The 20,357-nt window shown below is 66.6% G+C and carries 12 protein-coding genes and 1 tRNA gene; 9 read left to right on the top strand and 4 right to left on the bottom strand.

From position 1 onward, the window contains the following. Positions 1 to 30: 30 nt before the first annotated feature. Complete coding sequence (locus KV697_RS01095; protein ID WP_219019750.1) at positions 31 to 708, bottom strand: septal ring lytic transglycosylase RlpA family protein; 678 nt, start codon at positions 706 to 708, stop codon at positions 31 to 33. Continuing rightward, positions 692 to 1,735: a lytic murein transglycosylase gene (locus KV697_RS01090; RefSeq protein WP_257575506.1), complete on the bottom strand. Its 1,044-nt coding sequence runs from the start codon at positions 1,733 to 1,735 to the stop codon at positions 692 to 694. The genes KV697_RS01095 and KV697_RS01090 overlap by 17 nt, the downstream gene beginning before the upstream one ends. A 141-nt stretch (positions 1,736 to 1,876) precedes the next feature. On the opposite strand from KV697_RS01090, the gene KV697_RS01085 reads away from it, so the two are divergent. From KV697_RS01085 to KV697_RS01055, 7 genes are all read left to right on the top strand, one after another. Next, positions 1,877 to 1,966, top strand: a tRNA-Ser gene (locus KV697_RS01085). Between the two features lie 213 nt (positions 1,967 to 2,179). Beyond that, positions 2,180 to 5,182 carry a TonB-dependent receptor domain-containing protein gene (locus tag KV697_RS01080; RefSeq protein ID WP_219019749.1) on the top strand — a complete coding sequence of 1,001 codons (3,003 nt, stop codon included), beginning with the start codon at positions 2,180 to 2,182 and terminating at the stop codon, positions 5,180 to 5,182. Positions 5,183 to 5,362: 180 nt separating this feature from the next. Continuing rightward, positions 5,363 to 6,550 (top strand): DUF2252 family protein, encoded by a 1,188-nt coding sequence (locus KV697_RS01075; RefSeq protein ID WP_219019748.1) that lies wholly within the window; start codon positions 5,363 to 5,365, stop codon positions 6,548 to 6,550. A gap of 162 nt (positions 6,551 to 6,712) precedes the next feature. Then, positions 6,713 to 7,705 (top strand): SDR family oxidoreductase, encoded by a 993-nt coding sequence (locus KV697_RS01070; protein WP_306822671.1) that lies wholly within the window; start codon positions 6,713 to 6,715, stop codon positions 7,703 to 7,705. A gap of 72 nt (positions 7,706 to 7,777) precedes the next feature. Continuing rightward, positions 7,778 to 8,398, top strand: coding sequence for a pyridoxamine 5'-phosphate oxidase family protein (locus tag KV697_RS01065; protein WP_219019747.1), 621 nt, complete (start codon positions 7,778 to 7,780; stop codon positions 8,396 to 8,398). 106 nt (positions 8,399 to 8,504) lie between these two features. Then, a complete protein-coding gene (locus tag KV697_RS01060; RefSeq protein ID WP_219019746.1) occupies positions 8,505 to 10,550 on the top strand; it encodes a M13 family metallopeptidase in 2,046 nt (681 codons plus the stop codon). A gap of 394 nt (positions 10,551 to 10,944) precedes the next feature. Continuing rightward, the gene (locus KV697_RS01055) at positions 10,945 to 13,380 is read left to right on the top strand and encodes a TonB-dependent receptor plug domain-containing protein (protein ID WP_219019745.1); all 2,436 of its coding nucleotides are present in this window, start codon (positions 10,945 to 10,947) and stop codon (positions 13,378 to 13,380) included. 138 nt (positions 13,381 to 13,518) lie between these two features. Here KV697_RS01055 and KV697_RS01050 read toward each other — a convergent pair whose 3' ends face one another. After that, on the bottom strand, positions 13,519 to 14,715 hold the full coding sequence (locus tag KV697_RS01050) for a histidine-type phosphatase (protein WP_257575505.1): 1,197 nt from the start codon (positions 14,713 to 14,715) through the stop codon (positions 13,519 to 13,521). 173 nt (positions 14,716 to 14,888) lie between these two features. On the opposite strand from KV697_RS01050, the gene KV697_RS01045 reads away from it, so the two are divergent. Next, entirely contained in the window at positions 14,889 to 16,697 is a 1,809-nt protein-coding gene (locus KV697_RS01045; protein ID WP_257575504.1) for a DUF885 domain-containing protein, read from the top strand. A 145-nt stretch (positions 16,698 to 16,842) separates the two neighbouring features. Here KV697_RS01045 and KV697_RS01040 read toward each other — a convergent pair whose 3' ends face one another. Continuing rightward, positions 16,843 to 18,582, bottom strand: coding sequence for a chloride channel protein (locus tag KV697_RS01040; protein WP_219019743.1), 1,740 nt, complete (start codon positions 18,580 to 18,582; stop codon positions 16,843 to 16,845). A gap of 245 nt (positions 18,583 to 18,827) precedes the next feature. On the opposite strand from KV697_RS01040, the gene KV697_RS01035 reads away from it, so the two are divergent. Next, positions 18,828 to 20,357, top strand: a complete 1,530-nt coding sequence (locus KV697_RS01035; protein ID WP_257575503.1) for an alpha-N-arabinofuranosidase — start codon at positions 18,828 to 18,830, stop codon at positions 20,355 to 20,357.

The raw sequence follows: 20,357 nt of genomic DNA, 5'->3' as shown, positions 1-20,357 counted from the left end.
GGTGTTCCGTGACCAAAGGGAGCCGGGAGGTCAATCCTGATGCAGGATGCGGGCGTCGTCATAACCCGCCTCTGCCGCCGCGTCACGCAGCGCTTTGGCGGAATCGGCATTCAGTCCGGCGCTTTCCACTCGCCAAACGCGCCCCGAGGGGATCGCCCTTGCGGCGAACCGCTGGGCCAGCGCCTGGGCGCGGGCCTGGCTGGAGAAGCTGGCGATCTGCACGCGGTAGCGAGCCTGGGGATCAAGCGCGATCGGGCGGGCGACCGGCGGAACGGCACTCGCCCCCGCCAGGATCAGGCCCGGTCGGTCGCTGCCCGGCGACAGCGCCCGCACCCGGATATGCGCGACGGCGCGCCGGTTGGTGCCGAGCAGCTTGGCCGCGCCCAGCGACAGGTCCGCCACCCGGTCGGCACGCCCCGGCCCCCGGTCGCCGACGCGCGCGATGATCGCCCGGCCGGTATCGACGTCCGTCACCTCGACCATCGACTCAAGCGGCAGGGTGCGATGCGCGATCATCACATCGTCGGGATCGAAGCGCTTGCCCGTCGCGGTGCGCCGCCCGGCCAGCTCATGCCCGTACCAGCTCGCCTGCCCGGTGGCGTCATACTTGCCGTAACGGACCGGTGGCGCCTCCTCGGCGGAAGCGGAGCAGACTGGCGCGGCAAAAGCCAACGCCAGCAGGGCGATCGCCTCAGCCCGCAATCGCATCGGCCAGCAATCCCACGGAGAGTGCGTAGAAGTTCGAGCAGTTGTAATCCAGGATGACCCGGTAATTGCCGGTCAACAGATAGGCGGTCGCCCCCTGCCCGTCCGGCTCCATCAGCGTCGCCAGCACCTGGTCGTTCGGCCAGGCCGCGCCCTGCGGCACGATGCCCAGCGCGCGCCACTCCGCGATCGTCCGCCAGCCGCTATGCCGCTCGAACACGCGCGGGCAGCGCGGGCTGACCAGCCGGTTGCGCACCATTGATCGGTCGAACCCGGCGGGCACCGTGACCGCAAAGCCCCAGGGCTGGCCCGCGCGCCATCCGGCATTGACGAAATAATTGCCGATCGAGGCCAGCGTATCCGCCTCGCTGTTCCAGATGTCTGCGCGTCCGTCACCATCGCCGTCGCGCGCCAGGCGCAGATAGATGGAGGGCAGGAATTGCGGATTGCCGGTCGCCCCCGCCCAACTGCCCTTCAACTGGTCGCGGGTCACGCCCCGGTCCATCATCTTCAACGCGGCGATGAACTCGCCCTCGAACAGCGGCCGCCGCCGTCCCTCATAGGCCAGGCTCGCCAGCGAACGCAGCAGGTCGAAATTGCCGGTATAGGCCCCGTAATTCGTCTCATGGCCCCAGATCGCGACCATGATCGATTCCGGCACCCCCGTCTCGCGCTCGATCCGCGACAGGCGCGGGCGCTGCGCCAAATACTTGGTCCGCCCCCGCCCGATGCGCGCGGCATCGACATGCGCGGCCTTATAAGGCGCGAAGGGGCTGAACCCGCTATTGGCCGGGCCGCCGGGCTGGCGCCGGTCCAGCTCGATCACGCGGGAATTGAGCGTCAGCGTCGGCAGCACCGAGTCCAGTGTCGCGCGGCTAACCCCTTGCGTTAGCGCGGTGCCGCGCACCTGTTGCAGATAGGTCTGGAACCCGGCCTCGTCCTGCGCGCAGGCAGGTGCCGCGCTGACCGAAGCCGCAAAGATCGACACGATGGCGAGGCGCTTCAGGCGCCGGGTAATGTCCCCCCACATGAGCGTCTATGTGCCACAGCGGCGCCGAAGCCGGAACCTCGCACCACCGCAAGGCTGGCACGTCCAGCCGCGCCGCTCGTCCGCAAATCGATAGTGGATTCACCCGACGGCTTGGCGTAGAGGCCGCTTCCACCGCGACCCGGAAGAGTGGCCGAGCGGTTTAAGGCACCGGTCTTGAAAACCGGCGATGGTGCAAGCCATCCGTGGGTTCGAATCCCACCTCTTCCGCCAGATACCCCGCACCCGCACCTACATGCCCCGAGCTTCGCCTCCAGTGATGTCGGGCAACATGGGCCAAGCGGATAGCTCCGCACCTTCATGACAAATTGTTACCTAAAAGACACGCCGCGTGACAATTTCGCCTTTTGGGCCACCGCGTTGTTGCCATCGCCGCTATGATTGCATTTTGGTCATGACATAAACCAAAATCATCAGGGGGTTATCATGACACGTATGTCATTTACCTATGGCGTGGCCGTCATGGCCATTGCGGTTTCCAGCCTCTCCGGCGCGGCACAGGCGCAGGAGGCGGCTCCGGCGACCACCCAGACCGACAGCACGCTGCCGGGTCAGAACGCGGCCCCCGGCGCGGTCGAGGACAGCAGCAATGCCGGACAGACCAGCGACGTGGTCGTCACCGGCTCGCGCATCCGCCGCCAGGACTTCTCCACGCCCAGCCCGATCGTCACGCTCGATGCCAAGACGTTCGAGGCACAAGGCACGACCAACGTCACCGACTTCCTGCGCGCCTATCCGGCGCTCGTCGGGTCGGGCGGGTCGGCCAACAACTCGGGCGATCGCGCGGGCATCGGTGAGACCGGCCTGAACACGCTCGACCTGCGCAACCTGGGGCGTCAGCGCACGCTCACGCTGGTCGATGGCCGCCGTCACGTCGCGGGCATTCCCGGCGAGCAGTCGGTCGACATCAACACCATTCCGACCGACCTGATCGAGGGCGTCGACATCCTGACCGGCGGCGCCTCGGCGATCTACGGCGCGGATGGCGTGTCGGGCGTCGTCAATTTCCGGCTGAAGCAGAATTTCAACGGGCTGACCGTCCGGGGCCAGACCGGGATCTCGGATCGCGGGGACTCGGGCCAGCGCCTGGTCGCGGTGACCGCCGGGCGGAATTTCTCCGATGGTCGCGGCAACGTCGCGCTCGCCTATCAATATTCGATGGACGACCGGTTGCAGGCCAAGCAGCGCCCGCAGTTCGGCCAGTACAACTTCCCGGTCTTCACCCGGAACCCCAACGGCACCGTGCCCGCCCGCGTGCCGATCACCGATGCCCGCTATTATGGTAGTTCCCCGGACGGCGCGGTCGATGTCGATGGCGACGGCATGCCCGATTTCACCGGCACCGGCGCGGTCTATAACAACGGCGTCGCCTATCCCGGCGGTTATGCGGTGGGCGGGTCCAGCACGCCGGTCTCGCGCTATCTGAACGACCTTCAGCCGCGCATCGAACGGCATATCGCGAATTTCCTGGGCCATTACGACATCAGCGATACCGTCACGCTGTTCGGCGAAGCGAAATATGCGACCACCCGGTCCTTCTCGCTGGCGCAGCCGACCTTCGACTACAATCTGCTGATCGAGGGCGACAATCCCTATCTGCCCGCCAATATCCGGTCAGCGATCGATCCGCAGATCGGTGGCGCGCTGGTCAGCCGCGACAATTTCGACCTCGGCATGAACGGCAACGGTCAGCGCGGCGAGAACATCAAGCGCGACACCTATCGCACGGTCATCGGCCTGCGTGGCGACTTGGAAGACAAGACCCATTACGAAGTGTCCTATGTCTTCGGCCGGACCGATGTGCGCAGCCGGTACACGAACGACATCTATTCGGACCGCTTCTTCGCCGCACTTGACGCGGTGCGTGATCCGGCAACCGGGCAGATCACCTGCCGCGCCAATCTCGACCCCAACTGGACGCCGAACCAGCCCTATTCGAGCGGGCGCACCGTGCTGCCGCGCACGACCTTCCAGCCCGGCCAGTGCCGTCCGATCAACATCCTGGGCGAAGGGCTGTCCGACCCCGCCGGGATCGCGTTCATCCTGGCGCCGACCACCGATCGGTCGAGCGTCGAGCAGCATGTCGTCTCCGCGTCGGTCAGCGGCGATTTCGCGAAGTTCTTCGAGCTTCCCGGCGGTCCGCTCGCTTATGCGTTCGGTGCCGAATATCGCAAGGAGATCAGCCGCTTCACGCCAGATCCCCTTGAGCAGCAGGGCCTGACCTTCACCAACGCGCTCAGCCCGACGCGTGGATCGTTCGACGTGAAGGAAGTCTTCGCCGAGTTGAACGCGCCGATCGCCAAGAACATGCGCTTCGCGCACGACCTGGAGCTGGGTGCCGCCATCCGCGTGTCGGATTACTCGACGATCGGCCGCGCGACGACGTGGAAGGTCGACGGCATGTACGCCCCGATCCGCGACATCACCTTCCGCGGCACCTATTCGGTCGCCATCCGCGCGCCCAATATCGGCGAACTGTTCGGCGGCCGGTCGCAGACCTTCGCCTTCTTCAACGAAGATCCCTGCATACCGGCGAACACCGGCAACGGCACCCAGTATCGTGCCGCCAACTGCCGCACGCTGCTGCAAAGCCTGGGCGCCAACCCGGCGACCTATAACGACAACCGCTCGATCAACGTGTCGGGAACGGCTGGCGGCAATCCGCTGCTGCGCCAGGAAGAGGCCAATACCTGGACCGCCGGCGTCGTCCTGTCGCCGCGTTTCATTCCGGGCCTGACCCTGTCGGCCGACTGGTACGACATCCGGCTGAAGAACGCGATCAACACGGTCACGCCGATCCAGCTGGCCCAGCTGTGCGTCGACTCCCCGACGCTCAACAACCAGTTCTGCGGCTCGATCACGCGCCAGAACGGCCCCGGCAGCGGCGTCGTGCAGGCGGGCAACGTCGTCGGCTTCAGCGTGGCGCCGCAGAATGTCGCGTCGTTCCAGACCGCCGGTCTGGACTTCAACCTGAACTGGCGCCTGCCGACCGCCAATCTGGGTCTGTTCAACCTGCAGGTGAACGGCAACTATCTCGACAAGCTGCTGTTCATCGGCGTGCCGGGTGCGCCCGCGACCAACTATCGCGGCACGATCGCCTCCGTGGCGCCCAAGTATCAGGTGACGTCTAACCTGTCCTGGACCAAGGGCATGCTGACCCTGAACTATGGCCTGCAATGGTTCGACAAGACGCTGCGCTACACGCGCGAAACCTCGGGCAGCAATCCCGATTTCGTCGCGGCGGAATATTACTTCATCAAGCCGCGCTGGCAGCATAACATCTATGCCAGCGTCGATGCGACCGACCACTTCCAATTCTATGGCGGCGTCAGCAACCTGTTCGACCAGCTGCCCGATGTGGGCCAGACCATCCAGCCAACGACGGCCGTGGGCCGCTTCCTGTTCGTCGGCGCGCGGGTGAAGATGTAAGAACGACTGGCGATCGGGTTCCGTCGTTCGTGACGGGGCCCGATCGTTTTTTTGGGATGGCGATGACGGCCTCCCGCATCAAGGCCCCAAAGCCGGGCCATCAAACCGACAGCAACATTTCGTTACTTTCCAGAACCTCCTGCGTTGTCGTGCTGACATTAGTTCGAGGTTCCATCATTCATGCCCCTGCCCGCCGATCGCACTGCCATTCTGGAAGCCCGACGTACCCTGAAGATGGCGCGATCTGCCCATGCCTATGTTCGCGGCAATACGGCGAAATTCTACGAATGGCTGGCGGCGTCCGAGGCGGCGCGGCGCGTTCCCACGGGACCGGCCGTGTGGATCTGCGGCGACTGTCATCTCGGCAATCTGGGGCCGGTCGCCAATGGTCGCGGTTCGGTCGAGATACAGATACGCGATCTCGATCAGGCGGTGATCGGCAATCCGGCGCATGATCTGATCCGGCTGGGCCTGTCGCTTGCCACGGCCGCGCGTGGCTCCGACCTGCCCGGCGTCATCACGATGCGGATGATGGAAGCGATGATGGAGGGATATGCGACGGCGATCCATGATCCGACCAGTGGCGATGTCGGCGTCGAGTCCGAGGTCGTTCGCAGTATCGAGCGCGAGGCGCTTGGCCGACGCTGGCGCCATCTGGCGAAGGAGCGTCTGGATGCAGTCGAACCGCGCATCCCGCTCGGCAAGAAATTCTGGGAGCTAGCCCCGGAGGAACGCGAGGCGCTGACCGCGCTGTTCGCCGACGAGCGGGTCGGGGCCATGGTTCTGTCGCTGAAGGGCAAGCCGCAGGACCGCGAGGTCCGGCTGGTCGATGCCGCCTATTGGATGAAGGGATGCAGCTCGCTCGGCCTGCTGCGCTACGCCGCGATCGTGGCGCTCAAGACGCGCAAGGGCAACTGGTCCTATGCGCTGGTCGACCTGAAGGAAGCGACCGCCCCCATCGCCCCTGCGGTGCACGGCGCAGACATGCCCGCCGACAATGCCGAGCGGGTGATCGAGGCGGCGCGCCATCTGTCGCCCTATCTCGGATCGCGGATGATGCCCGTGACGATGCTGGACCGCTCGCTGTTCATACGCGAACTGACACCGCAGGATCTGAAACTGGAGGTCGAACAGTTCAGTCAAGGTGAAGCCGTGCGCGCGGCCCGTCATCTGGCCTTCGTCGTCGGCATGGCCCATGGTCGCCAGATGGACGCGGCGACCCGCGCCGCGTGGCTGGAGACCCTGGAGGCCGATCGCCGCGACGGGCTGGATACGCCGTCATGGCTATGGGAAAGCGTCGTGGCGCTCTCGGGCAGCCATGAGGCGGGTTATCTCGACCATTGCCGTCGCTACGCGCTGGCCGCCTGACATCGGCTGTCGGCGCTCGACCATCGACGCCAGCGGATATTTTCCCTATAAATCGTTATCCTGACGCAGCTTTGGGATAATCCCCGCCGCGTGAGGGTTGGGGAGATGCTCCCTATTCGATGGGCAAGGAATGCACCCCCCGTCTTCGTGAAGGACATCCCTATGAGCGATATCGAAACCTCGCGGCGCGGCGTTCTGGGCGGGGCGGCGCTTGGTTTGGCGGCGACGGCCGCACCGGGCGCGGCGCTGGCGCAAGCGGGCGGCGACGGCGTGCCCAGCCTGCGCGATCCGCGTTCGGCCTATACCCGCACCCCCTTCCCCGAACAGCGCCAGCCCTGGCCCGCACTCGCCAGCAAGATGACGCCGCGCCCCGATCATGGCGAGACCAGCTATCGCGGATCGGGCAAGCTGACGGGGCGCAAGGCGCTGCTGACCGGCGGCGACAGCGGCATAGGGCGCGCCGCCGCCATCGCCTTTGCCCGCGAAGGGGCGGATGTCGCGATCAACTATCACCCAAGCGAGGAGCCGGACGCGCGCGAGGTCGCCGACCTGATCCGTCAGGCGGGGCGCAAAGCGGTGCTGCTGCCCGCCGATATCCGCACGCAAAAGGCCTGTGAGGAGGTGGTCCGCAAGGCGATCGCACAGCTCGGCGGGCTGGACCTGCTGGTCAACAATGCCGCCTATCAACAGTCCAAGGCGGACATCGTGGAGATCAGCGACGAGCAATTCGTCCGCACCTATGAGACGAACGTCTTCCACGTCTTCCGCTTTTCCAAGGCGGCGATCCCGTCGATGCCGCCCGGTTCGGTCATCATCAACACCATCTCGCAAAACAGCTACGATCCGGGTGAGGATCTGATCGACTATGCCTCGACCAAGGCAGCGATCCAGAATTTGACGCGCGGGATGGCCAAGCAGCTTGCGAAGAAGGGTATTCGCGTCAACGCCGTCTCGCCCGGCCCGGTCTGGACCCCGCTTCAAGTCGCGGGCGGGCAGTTGCCGGGCAAGATGCACGAGTTCGGCCAAGACACCTCGCTCGGCCGTGCCGGGCAACCCGCCGAGCTGGCCTCGCTCTATGTCGCGCTGGCGAGCGGAGAGGCGACCTTCTCCACCGGCACCGCCGTCGGCGCGCATGGGGGCAAGGGCTTTCCCTGAACCCGCCCCCGATCGTGATTGCCCTGCCCTCCATTCCACGCCACGAGAGGCGGCCGGCTGGAGGGGCAGGGAATGAGCCAGGATACACGCATTACGACCATCGAAGGCCTTGAGGCGCTTTACGGACCGATCGCCGCGCCGTCGAAGTTCAAGGTCGTCGACCATATCCACCCGGTCTATCGCCCCTTCATAGAAGCAGCGCCTTTCGCGGTTCTCGCCACGGCGGGTCCGGCGGGACTGGATACCACACCGCGCGGCGATCCGGCGGGCTTCGTCCATATCGAGGATGACAGGACGCTGCTGCTGCCCGACCGGCGCGGCAACAACCGGATCGACAGCCTGCGCAACATCGTCACCGATCCGCGCGTCGCGCTGCTGTTCCTGATACCCGGCATCGGCGAGACGTTGCGGGTCAACGGCACGGCGGAAATCCTGGTCGACCCGGACCTGCTCGATCGGTTCGTCATGGCCGGACAGGTGCCGAAATCGGTGCTGCGGATCACGGTCGGCAGCGTCTTCTTCCAGTGCAGCCGGGCCGTCATCCGCGCCGGATTATGGAACCCGGACGCCCATATCGACCGCCAGACGCTGCCCAGTCCGGGAACGATCCTGCGCACCCTGTCCGCCGCCGGGATCGATGGCGACGCCTATGACCGCGCCCTGCCCCAGCGGCTGGCCGATACGCTTTATTGAAGGCATGGCCATCGAGGATCATGACACGAAGTTCATGTTATGATCCTTGACTTGGGGTCGGTGAAGGGTGCTCCATCGGGCATAATCTCCCGATTGCAGGATCATCATGAAGCGCTTTGCTTTTGCCGCCGCCCTCCTCGCTTCCTCCGCCGCCATCGCCCAGACCGGCTTGCTGCCCGGCGTCGACAAGGCGCTGATCGACCCCAGCGTCAAACCCGGCGACAATTTCAACGACTATGCCAATGGGACGTGGATCAAGACCGCGCAAATCCCGGCGGACCGCTCCTCGATCGGCGTCGGCCTGGACGTCTCGCTGCGGGCCGAGGCGCGCACCGCCGCGATCATCAAGGGCGCGGCATCCGCCAAGGGCGCGCCCGGCAGCGACGAGCAGCGGATCGCCGATTATTATGCCGCCTATACCGACACCGCCGGGATCGAGGCGCGCGGGTTGAAGCCGATCCAGGGCGATCTGGCCGCCATCGCCGCGATCAAGGACAAGCGCGACCTGTCACGCGCGATCGGCGCGGCGATGCGGTCGGACACCGATCCGTTCAACAACAACAATTACGCCAGCACCAACGACCTGTTCGGCCTGTTCGTCAGCCAGGACTTGAACCAGCCGACCCGCAACGTCCCCTATCTGATGCAGGGCGGCCTGGGCCTGCCCGACCGTGACTATTACCTGTCGGACAAGCCGGAGATGGCGGAAATCCGCACCGCCTACCGCGCCTATCTGACCCAGCTGATGACGCTGGCCGGGCTGTCCGATCCGCAAGGCCGCGCCGACCGGGTGTTCGCGCTGGAGATGAAGATCGCCGCCGCGCAGACCGACATCATCGCCAGCCAAGACGCGCATAAGGGCGACAACCCCTGGACCCGCGCCGATTTCGATACCAAGGCCCCCGGCATCGACTGGAACGCCTTCTGGACCGCATCGGGCGTACCCGCCAGCCAGCGCGACTTCATCGCCTGGCAGCCGGATGCGATCACCAGGCTGTCGGCCTTGGTCGCCAGCGAGCCGCTACAAAGCTGGCAGGACTGGCTGGCCTTCCACACCATCAACCAAGTTACGGGTTCGCTGCCCAAGGCGATCGACGATGCCTCGTTCGGCTTTTACGGTCGCACGCTGAACGGCACGCCCGCGCAGCAGCCGCGCGAGAAGCGGGGCATCTCCGCCGTCAACGGCGCACTGGGCGAGGCGGTCGGCAAGATCTATGCCGCGCGTTATTTCCCGGCCTCGTCCAAGGTCGAAATCCAGAAGATGGTGAAGAACATCGTCGCCGCCTTCGACCGGCGGATCGCCGCGCTCGACTGGATGGCGCCCGCGACCAAGAAGGAAGCGCGCGCCAAGCTGGCGGTGCTGAAGGTCGGCGTCGGCTATCCCGATCACTGGTGGAACTATCCGAAGTTCGAGGTTCGCGCCGACGATCCGGTCGGCAATGCCCAGCGCGCCAGGCTGTCGCTCTATCGCTATCATCTGGCGAAGCTGGGCAAGCCGGTCGATCGCGGCGAATGGTGGATGACGCCGCAGACGGTGAACGCGGTCAACCTGCCGCTCCAGAACGCGCTGAACTTCCCCGCCGCGATCCTGGAAAGCCCCTATTTCGATCCGAAGTTCGACGCGGCGGCCAATTACGGCGCGATCGGATCGGTGATCGGGCATGAGATCAGCCACAGCTTCGACAATCTCGGGTCCGATTTCGACTCCACCGGGCGGCTGCACAATTGGTGGACGCCCGCCGATCTGAAGCGGTTCGAGGGCGCCGGTCAGGCGCTGGTCGCGCAGTATAGCGCCTATGAGGCGCTGCCCGGTCTTCACCTGAACGGCGAGCAGGAACTGGGCGAGAATATCGCCGACGTCGCCGGACTGACCGCCTCTTATGAGGCGTACAAGGCCTCGCTCGGCGGCAAGCCCGCTCCGGTGATCGACGGCCTGACCGGCGACCAGCGCTTCTTCCTGGCCTTTGCGCAGAGCTGGCGCACCAAGATGCGCGACAAGGCGCTGCGGGCACGGATCGCCACCGATGTCCACGCGCCCGCGCCGTGGCGGGTGCTGACCGTGCGGAACCTCGATGCGTGGTACGGCCCGTTCAAGGTGCAGCCCGGCCAGAAACTGTACCTGACGCCCGAACAGCGGGTCCACGTCTGGTAAGTTAGGACAGACCGCCCGTCACGAACACCCACTTCCCTCCCCCCTCTCAGAGGGAGAGGGTTGCGCAGACTTGGTCTTTGCGAGAGCAAAGGCCTAGTCGGAGCTGGGTGAGGGGTGGAGCGCTCGCTGGGCGAGCGCGCGAGCCGGAGGCTCGCTCGACCCCTCACCCAAGCTGCGCTAGCCAGCACGCTGGCAAGCTCCGCTAACCCTCTCCCCTGTCCAGGGGAGAGAGGAGAGGGTTATTGATCATCATACTTCGCCAGCCCACCATCCGTCACCGCCAAGCCAACCTTATCGCCCCCCAAGGAAGCCTTGCCCCCCAATTCCCAGCATCGGTGTAGAGATAGGAGCAACAAAGCCCATCTCGTTGATAATATTAAGGGGGAACGACCCGATGCGCACCGCGCGATCCGTGCTGCTTACCGGCACCATGCTGCTGACGCCGCTGCTAGCGGCACCTGCTCTGGCCCAGAACGCCACCGAGCCGACCGCCCAGACCGAGGCCGAACCCGCCGCCACCCCGGCGCAGAACGACATCGTGGTCACCGGCACCCGCGCCCAGGGGCGCAGCCGCCTCGACTCCGTCTCACCCGTCGACGTGCTGAGCGGCAACGCCCTACGCGCGCAGGGCACGACCGAGCTGGCGCAGGCGCTGTCGAGCGTCGCCCCCTCGATCGACTTCCCGCGTCAGGCGGCGGTCGACGGCACCGATGCGATCCGCCCCGCGACGCTGCGCGGCCTGTCACCCGACCAGACGCTGGTGCTGATCAACGGCACGCGCGCGCATACCTCCGCGCTGCTCAACATCAACGGCTCGATCGGGCGCGGCGCGGCGGCGGTCGATCTGAACACCATCCCCACGGTCGCGCTCGACCGGGTGGAGGTGCTGCGCGACGGCGCGGCGGCACAATATGGCTCGGACGCGATTGCGGGCGTGGTCAATCTGCGGTTGCGCGAAGCCCGGTCGGGCGGCGGTGCGAACGTGACCTTCGGCACCTTCGCCACCCAATATGACGCGGCGCGCACCTCGCGCTCGGTCCGCGATGGCGAGTCCGTGACGATCAGCGGCTGGAAGGGCTTCGGCCTGGGCAGCGATGGCTTCCTCACGCTGTCAGGCGAATATGTCGCGCGCCAGCCGACCAACCGCGCCGATATCGACCCGCGCGGCCCCGCGCCCTTGCGCATCCGCGCGCGCTTCGGTGATCCGCAGATCGAGCAGGGCACGGTCTATCTCAACGCCGCGCTGCCGCTCGCCGACAGCGGCTGGACCGCCTATGCAAATGGCGGTTTCCAGCAGCGCAGCAGCGAAAGCGCGGCCTTCCCGCGCGTCGCGGGCGCGAACAACGTCAACGCCGAAGCCGTGCGAGGCCTCTATCCAGACGGCTTCCTGCCGCTGATCGGTACGACCTCGCGCGACTATACCGCGACCGGCGGCGTGCGCGGCGCGATCGGCGAATGGAATGCCGACCTGACCGTCAGCTATGGCCGCAACACGATCGACTTCGCGACGCTCAACTCGGCCAATTCGACCTATGGCAATGCGACGCTGCGCGACTTCGACGACGGTCGCCTGACCTATGACCAGCTCGTTACCGGGCTGGACCTGTCGCGCGAATATACGCTGGGGGCGGCGGTCTTCAACGTCGCGGCGGGTGCCGAGTATCGCCGCGAGGGCTTCAAGATCGATGCGGGCCAGCCCGAAAGCTATAACCGTGCGCCCGGCGCCGCCGCCAATCTGGCTTCGGGCGCGCAGGGTTTCGTCGGCTTCCGACCCGAAAACCAGGTCGACGCGCATCGCAGCAACGGCAGCCTTTATCTGGATGTCGAAGCCAAGCTGTGGGATCGCCTGACCCTCGGCGCGGCGGTGCGGGGCGAGAGCTATTCGGACTTCGGCGAAACCGCGACCGCCAAATTCTCCGCCCGCTATGACGTGGCACCGTGGCTGGCCTTCCGTGGCACGCTGTCAACCGGCTTCCGCGCACCGTCGCTGCAACAGCAATATTACACCTCGACCCAGACGCTGGTCACGAACAACCAGATTCTGGAAACCGGCCTGTATCCGGTCGACAGCAATCTCGCCCGGACGCTGGGCGCGCTGCCGCTGGAACCGGAGAAGTCGCGCAACTATTCGCTGGGTACGGTCGTGCGCTTCGGCGGGTTCAGCCTGACCGTCGATGGCTATCGCATCCGCATCCGCAACCAGATCGTGCTGTCGGAAAATATTCAGTCTTCGGCCAGCCCGCAGGTCGCAGGCCTGCTGTCGCCGTTCGGGGTACAGGCGGCGCGCTTCTTCATCAACGGCGTCCAGACCACGACCAAGGGCCTGGATATCGTCGCCGCCTACAACTGGCGCACCGAGACGCTGGGCAATTTCAACCTGAGCGCGGCGGCGAACATCAACGACCTGTCGGTCGACCGGGTGCCGACCTCGACGGCCTCGCTGAACCCCGCGCCCAGCCTGTTCGGCCGCAACCGTATCCTGACCATCGAACAGGGCACGCCGCGCACCAAGATCGTCGGCTCGGTCGACTGGACCCGTCAGGCGGTCGGCGCGACGCTGCGCGCGGTGCATTATGGCGATGTGCTGCAACCCGGGTCGGTCGTCGCCAACGACCTCTATACCGGCCCGCGCACCATCGTCGATCTGGAGGGGCGGTACCGCTTCAACGACAATGTGTCGTTCGCGCTAGGCGCATCGAACCTGTTCGACGTCTATCCCCGTACGACGCCCGCCACGCTCAACAACAATGGCGTGACGGCGTTCCCATACTACTCGCCCTTCGGCTTCAACGGGCGGCAGCTTTACGGCCGGTTGAACCTGACCTGGTAAGGCCCGCCAATTCCTCCCCATCTTTGATGGGGAGGGCAACCGCGCTCGAAGAGCGTGGTGGAGGGGCATGGGGCACCTCCCCCTCCACCACCGCTGCGCGGCGGTCCCCCTCCCCAAGTGGGTTTGGGGAGGAATGGTTTAGCGGGTAAGCTGCGCCTGGAACGCCTGCATCGTGCAGAGCCCCACTATACCCCGCGCCTTGCAGCCCGCGATCGGCAGCACAGCGACATAGGGCGCCTCCGCCCCCGGATCGGCCAGCTTGCGGATCTGCTCGACAGTCTGCGACCGATAGAGCGCGCGAACATAGGCCTGTCCCCGCGCATCGACCAACCGCTCCAGCACGATCGCCCCGCCCGGCGCGGGATCGTCGGCCGCCAGCCCCGGCACCTTCCAATGCAGGTCGAGCAACCCGCCCAGGCTGGCGATGTTGGTGTCGTGGCCCGAGATCATCGTGACCACCGGCCCCTTGCCCGCCGTCAGCCCCTGGACGATCAACGGCGCAATCCCCGCCATGTTCGCCTTGGCGACATAGCGCGGGCGGGCGAGCAGCCGGAACTCCTCGGCATGGAAGACGCCCAGCCGCTCGATATCGGCGGCCGTCGCGCGGCCCCAGCCAACCTCGGCCATCGGCTTGCCCTCGGCATATTCGAGCAGCAGGATCTGCGCCGCCGTCGACGCCCGATCGACCGCGCCGGTCAGCTTGGGGCGTTTGTCGGGTTTGGCCGGGGCCAGTCCGGTAGGCTTCTGCCGCACGCCGCAGGTCGGCGATACGGGCGCGCAAAGGATCGCATCCAGCCGCGCCAGCTCGGGCGCCAGCCGCCGGTCGAGCGCGGCAAGGCCCGCCTCGCCCCCTGCCCCGTCCAGCACCGCCGCCCGCGCCTTGGCCGCGTCGAAGGGCACCGCACGCTCATCGATCGGCGAGAAGATCGGATCGGCCACGTCTTGCGGTTTATGCTCGATCGCGACCGTGCACCCCGGCTCCAGCGTCCCGGCATAAGCCTCGGCCGTGCGGATGGTACGCTCGTCGCTGTCGGCCACGATCCGGATCGCGGCACAGCTCGAGCGGGGCAGCAGGCCCGCCGCCGTCCAGACGCGCCGGTCATAGCCGCCCAGCCGCTCGACGCCCACGCGCCCGTGCGGGGTCAGATAGCCGGGCGCGACCGGCCAGTCCGGCCAGGGCTGGTTAGCGGTGCCTTCGGGCATCGGCGGAGACTTGGTCGGCGGGCGGACGCCGTGCCGCATCAACAGAACGACCCGATCGAGCTTCAATCCCGGCGGCGCAGCCGTTTCCTGCGCGGATGCCGCCCCCGCCAGCAACAGTCCCAGGGCAGACACACCCACAAGTCGCGAAAAACTCTTCATAATGTCACCCGCCCCTTTCGCTCACCCGCCGGTGGGTAGGGCGGTCGAAAGACAGGAAAGCGACACGGGCATGAACAATATGTTACAGTGGCAAGTCGCCTGCATCCCCGTTTGACCTGCGGCCAAGCGCCGGTCATCCTGCGGGCATGACCAGTTCTTTCTCCCGTCGCGAAACCCTGGCGGGCATCACCGCCCTCTCCGCCTCCGCCTCCATACGCGCCGCTGCCCCCGCCAGCGATGCGGGCGCACTGCTCGATCGGCTGGCGTGGCAGTTGCTCGAACTGGTCCCTGAGCGGGCGACGACCCTCGGGGTGGATACCGGAACCCATGCCGATCTGCGACGCAGGCTGGAGGATCGCTCGCCCACCGGCATCGCCGCGCGACAGCACTTCCTGACCGATGCGCTGAAACAGGTCGCGCGGGTGCCGCGCGCCGGGCTCGATCCTTCGACGCTGACCAGCCTCGCCGTCGTGGAAAGCGCGTTCCGGACCGCGCTGGACGGCATGGCACTGCCGTACGGCGTCGCGACGATCGGGGACTGGCGGAACACGCCCTATGCCGTCATCCAGAATGTCGGCGCTTGGCTGGACGTGCCGCAGATGCTGGACGGCGACCAGCCGGTTCGCGACAAGGCCGATGCGGAGGCCTATCTCGCCCGCCTTGCCGCCATGCCCGCGCAGCTGGATGGAGAGACGGTGCGGATCCGGCAGGCACGCGAACAGGGGTTGGTACCGCCCTCCTTCCTGCTCGACAAGACGATCAAGGGCATGACCGGCACCATTGCCGAGGCGGCGAAGGCCGACGGCCCATTGATCGGCCCGCTCGCGTGCAAGACGACCGCGATTCCGGGCGATTGGACCAACCGTGCCGCGCAGATCGTGCGCTCGGCGATCGTGCCCGCGCTGGAGCGGCAACTGGCCGAGTTGCAGGCGCAGCGCGGCGTGGCCATCGCGGCACCCGGCATGAATGTCCGCCCGCACGGGCCGGAATGGTATGGCTGGGGCCTTCGTGCCGGGACGACCACGCGGCGCAGCGCGGCCGACCTGCACGCCATGGGCGTCGCCCGCCTCGCCGACCTCCAGGCGCAGATGGATGCGATCCTGCGCAAGGAAGGGCTAACCCAGGGCAGCGTCGCGGAGCGGACCATCGCCTACCAGAAGCGCCCCGGCATCGGCTTTCCCGATGGCGACGAAGGACGGCGGCAGATCGTCGCCTATATGCAGGGGCGGATCGACGCGATCCGGCCGCGCCTGCCCGATGCGTTCCGGCGTCTGGCGCGCGGCAATCTGGAAATCCGGCGGATGCCCGTGGCCCAGGAACCGGGCGCACCTGCGGCCTATGGCGGCCCCGGCACCATCGACGGCAGCGTGCCGGGCAAGGTCTGGGTGAATCTGGGCGATCCGTCGATCCACAACCGCGTTACCATCCCCGATCTCGTCTATCATGAGGGGATACCGGGCCATGTCTGGCAGGGCGAATATGCGCAGAAGCTGCCGCTAATCCGCTCGATCCTGGCGTTCAACGCCTATTCGGAGGGCTGGGCGCTCTATTCCGAACAGCTGGCGGACGAGCTGGGCATGTACCGCGACGATCCTGCCGGGCGGCTCGGCTATCTGATGGGTCTGGCGTGGCGCGCGGTGCGGCTGATCGTCGACACCGGCATCCATGCGATCGGCTGGTCGCGGGACAAGGCGCTGGCCGAGTTCATCGCCGCCACCGGCCTGCCGCGCAGCAATGCCGAGAGCGAGGTGGACCGCTATTGCGCCTGGCCGGGTCAGGCCTGCGGCTACGAGGTCGGGCGGGCCGAGATCGTGTCGCAGCGCACCCGCGCGCAAAAGGCGCTCGGGACGCGCTATGACCTGCGCGATTTCGACCAGGCGGTGGTCGATGGCGGCAACGTTCCGCTGAACGTGCTGGCGGATAATGTGACCCGCTATATCGACGGCGTGCGCTGAACCCGGCCCATTCCTCCCCTGCAAGGGGAGGTGGCAGGCCGAAGGCCTGACGGAGGGGTGTCTCGCTATCGAGAAGGGTGACACCCCTCCACCATCCTGCGGATGGTCCCCCTCCCCTTACAGGGGAGGAATGAAACAAGCCCGGTCAATCCTCGCCGAACAGCGCTCGCTGCGCCTTGTCCATCTCCTCGGCGTAGCGGCGGCGGACATAGGGTTCGGACAACAGGCCCAGCACCGTCCGGTCCGGGCCGACGACCGCCATTTCGTCGGCACCCGCTGCGTCGAGCGCGCGCATGACCGCCTTCACATCCGCCTCGGGCGTCAGCGCATGATCGCGCTGGATGGCGAGCGTCGCGACCGGCTCGGCCGGGTCCAGCCCGTCGACATAGGCCCGCGCGGTCTGGACGATCCCGGCATAATGATCCTTTTCGTCGACCAGCACGACACGACTGGTCGATCCCAGTGGAAAGGCACGGCGAAATTCGGCGATGGTCCATGCCGAGGGCGTCGCCCGCTCGACCCGGCGCATCATGCGGCCAGCGGTCAGGGTGCGCATCCAGCCGACATCGCGCGCGCTCTTGATCGTCTCGCCACGCAGATGGAGCCGCCAGGTCGAGAAGGAATAGCCGAACGTCTCGCGCACGATGGTCGTCGTGACCAGCGAGGCCGCGATCGCCGCCCCCGCCAGCGAGAAGTCGTGCGTCGCCTCCAGAACCAGCATCGCCATGGTCATCGGCCCACCGACGACCGCCACAGCGAAGGCCGCCATGCCGACCAGCGCGGCATTTTGCGGATCGACGACCGGCGTGCCGACCATCAGGCCGATCAGATCGGCATAGATATGGCCGAGCAGGCTGCCGAGGAATAGCGAGGCGAAGAACAGGCCGCCACGAAAACCGAAACCCAGCGACACGATCGATGCTGCGCTCTTCATGACGAAGATGGCGGCGAGGAAGCTGAGCGGCAGGCCATATTCCAGGTCGAGATGCAGCGCCCCGTGCCCCGCCGACAGGATCTGCGGCGTCAGCCACGCTAACGGGATCAGCAGGAATCCACCCAGCACCGGCCGCCACGCTGCCGGGATGGGCAGGCTACGCGTCAGCGTCTCCATCTCCGCGACCGCGCGCATCAGCACGATGCCCAGCGCCGCCGCCACCGCTCCCAGCCCCGCATAGATAAGGTAGTGATGGGTCAGCACCGCCTCACCCGCGACGGCATTGACCAGATAGGGTTGCGCCCCCAGCGTCTGCGCCACCAGCACGCCGGTCAGCGTCGCGGCGGCGACGGGTGCGATGGCGGCGGGGGTATAGGCACCGATCACGATTTCGAAGGCATAGAATGCCCCCGCCAGCGGCGCCCCGAACGCGCCCGCGATCGCCGCGCCGGTCCCCGCCCCGACCAGTACGCGCAGGTCGCCGCGCCGCAGTCTCAGCCAGCCCCCGGTGATCGAGGCCAGCCCCGCCCCCAGCTGCGCATAGGCCGCCTCCAGCCCGACCGAGGCGCCGAAGCCGTTGGAGATGATCGTCTGCCCCGAAATCACCAGACTGTCCGACCAAGACATACGCCCGCCGTGCAGCGCATTGGCCTCCACCGCGTCGACCAGCCGCCGCTTGCGCGCGCCGGTTACGCGCGAAAACAGAACCAGCACCAACCCGCCGAGCGGCAGGGCGAGCAACCCCCAGACGGGCACTGTCGCGGTGGCGCTCAATCGCTGATCCGCCTCCAACGTGAACAGCAACCGCTGCAAACCCCGCGCGATCACGCCCTGTGCCACGCTGAGCAGTCCCGCCGCCGCGCCGATCGCGATGGCGAGAAGGACAAGGCTGGCCTCGCTCGATCGGACCCGGTGGCGGAACCAGGATGGTGAGAGTCGAGGGAAGGACATGGTCTTCGCTATGTCGCCAAACAATTGGTCCTGCCAGCGTCGTTAATGACCGTGGCATAAGGCATGGAACAGGTTGCTCCCGAGCATTCTCCGAATTACTCTTACAAAATAATAATGTCACGGGAGGATCACGGGTGGGAAAATTCACCATGGCGCGGCGTTTGGCATGGGTCAGCGGCTTGGCACTAGCTCTATCGAGTGCACCCGCGCTCGCGCAATCTGCTGTCCCTTCGGCGTCCGAAGCAGTGGCGCCGCGCACCACCCTGTTGCTTCACACCGATCGCCCCGGCCCTCGGATCGCGCCTGAGATTTACGGCCAATTTGTCGAACATCTCGGGCGTGGCGTCTATGAGGGCATCTGGGTCGGCGAGGACTCCCAAATCCCCAACACGCGCGGCATCCGCAACGACGTGACCCGGGCACTGCGGCAGGTGAAGGTGCCCGCGATCCGCTGGCCGGGCGGGTGCTTTGCCGATGGCTATCACTGGCGGGACGGCATCGGCCCGCGTGCGAAGCGGCCGCGCAGCATCAATGCCGCCTGGGGCAACACGCCCGACCGCAATGCCTTCGGCACGCATGAGTTCATGGACTTTCTGGGCCAGATCGGCGCAAAGTCCTTCATCTCGGTCAATGTCGGCTCGGGCAGCGTGCGCGAGGCCGACGAGTGGCTGCGCTACATGACCGCGCCCGCCGAAAGCTCGGCCGGGGCGGAGCGCGCGGCCAACGGCCATGCCGCAGCGTGGGACGTGCCCTATGTCGGCGTCGGCAACGAGAGCTGGGGCTGCGGCGGCAACATGACGCCCGAAACCTATGTCGCCCAGTATCGGCAATATGCCGCCAACATTCGCACCTTTCACGGCGATCCGGTCAAGCTGATCGCGGTGGGCGCGGACACCGACGATTACGAGTGGACCGAAAAGGTCATGGCCGGCGCGATGAAATGGCGGCCCAACCCCACACCGCTGGCCTATATCGACACCAAGCCGCTGATGTGGGGCCTGTCGCTCCACTTCTACACCTTCACCGGCAATGACTGGTACGCCAAGGGCCGCAATGTCGGCTTCACCCGCGACGACTGGGCCAAGGCGCTGGGCCGGGCGCAGCTGACCGACGAGATGGTCCGCCGCCACGCCGCGATCATGGACCGCTACGACCCCGAAAAGAAGGTCGCGCTGGTCGTCGACGAATGGGGTGCCTGGTTCAACAGCGAGAAGGACGCGCCCTCCGCCCTCTATCTGGAAAGCACGCTGCGCGACGCGGTGATCGCGGGGTTGAGCCTCAACATCTTCAACAACCATGCCGACCGGGTGCGGATGGCCAATATCGCGCAGATGGTGAACGTCATCCAGTCGCTGATCCTGACGCGCGGTAAGGAGATGGTGGTGACGCCGACCTGGCACGTCTTCGACCTGTACAAGGTGCACCAGGGCGCGACGCAGGTGCCGGTCGATGTCGATACGCCGGATTATGTCCAGGGCACGACGCACCTGCCGACGGTCAGCGCCTCCGCCTCGCGGGATGCGGCGGGCAAGCTGCATGTGTCGATAGTCAATCTCGATCCCGACAAGCCCGCGCCGGTCGAAATGGTGGCCACCGGCCTGTCCGGGCGGCGCGCGCAGGCGTCCGCGATCACCGCCGACCGGATCGACCGCAAGGTGGAGTTCGGCCAGCCCGATCCCTTCCTGCCGCAGCCGGTGCAGGGGATCGCGATCGACGGCGACCGCCTGACCCTGACCGTGCCCGCACGCTCGGTCACGATGGTCACGGTCGAGTAG

Origin of the sequence: Sphingomonas sanguinis, from assembly GCF_019297835.1 — a bacterium.
Taxonomy (GTDB): domain Bacteria; phylum Pseudomonadota; class Alphaproteobacteria; order Sphingomonadales; family Sphingomonadaceae; genus Sphingomonas; species Sphingomonas sanguinis_D.
Note: the sequence above shows the minus strand (reverse complement) of the source record. Positions and strands in the feature narration are given on the sequence as shown.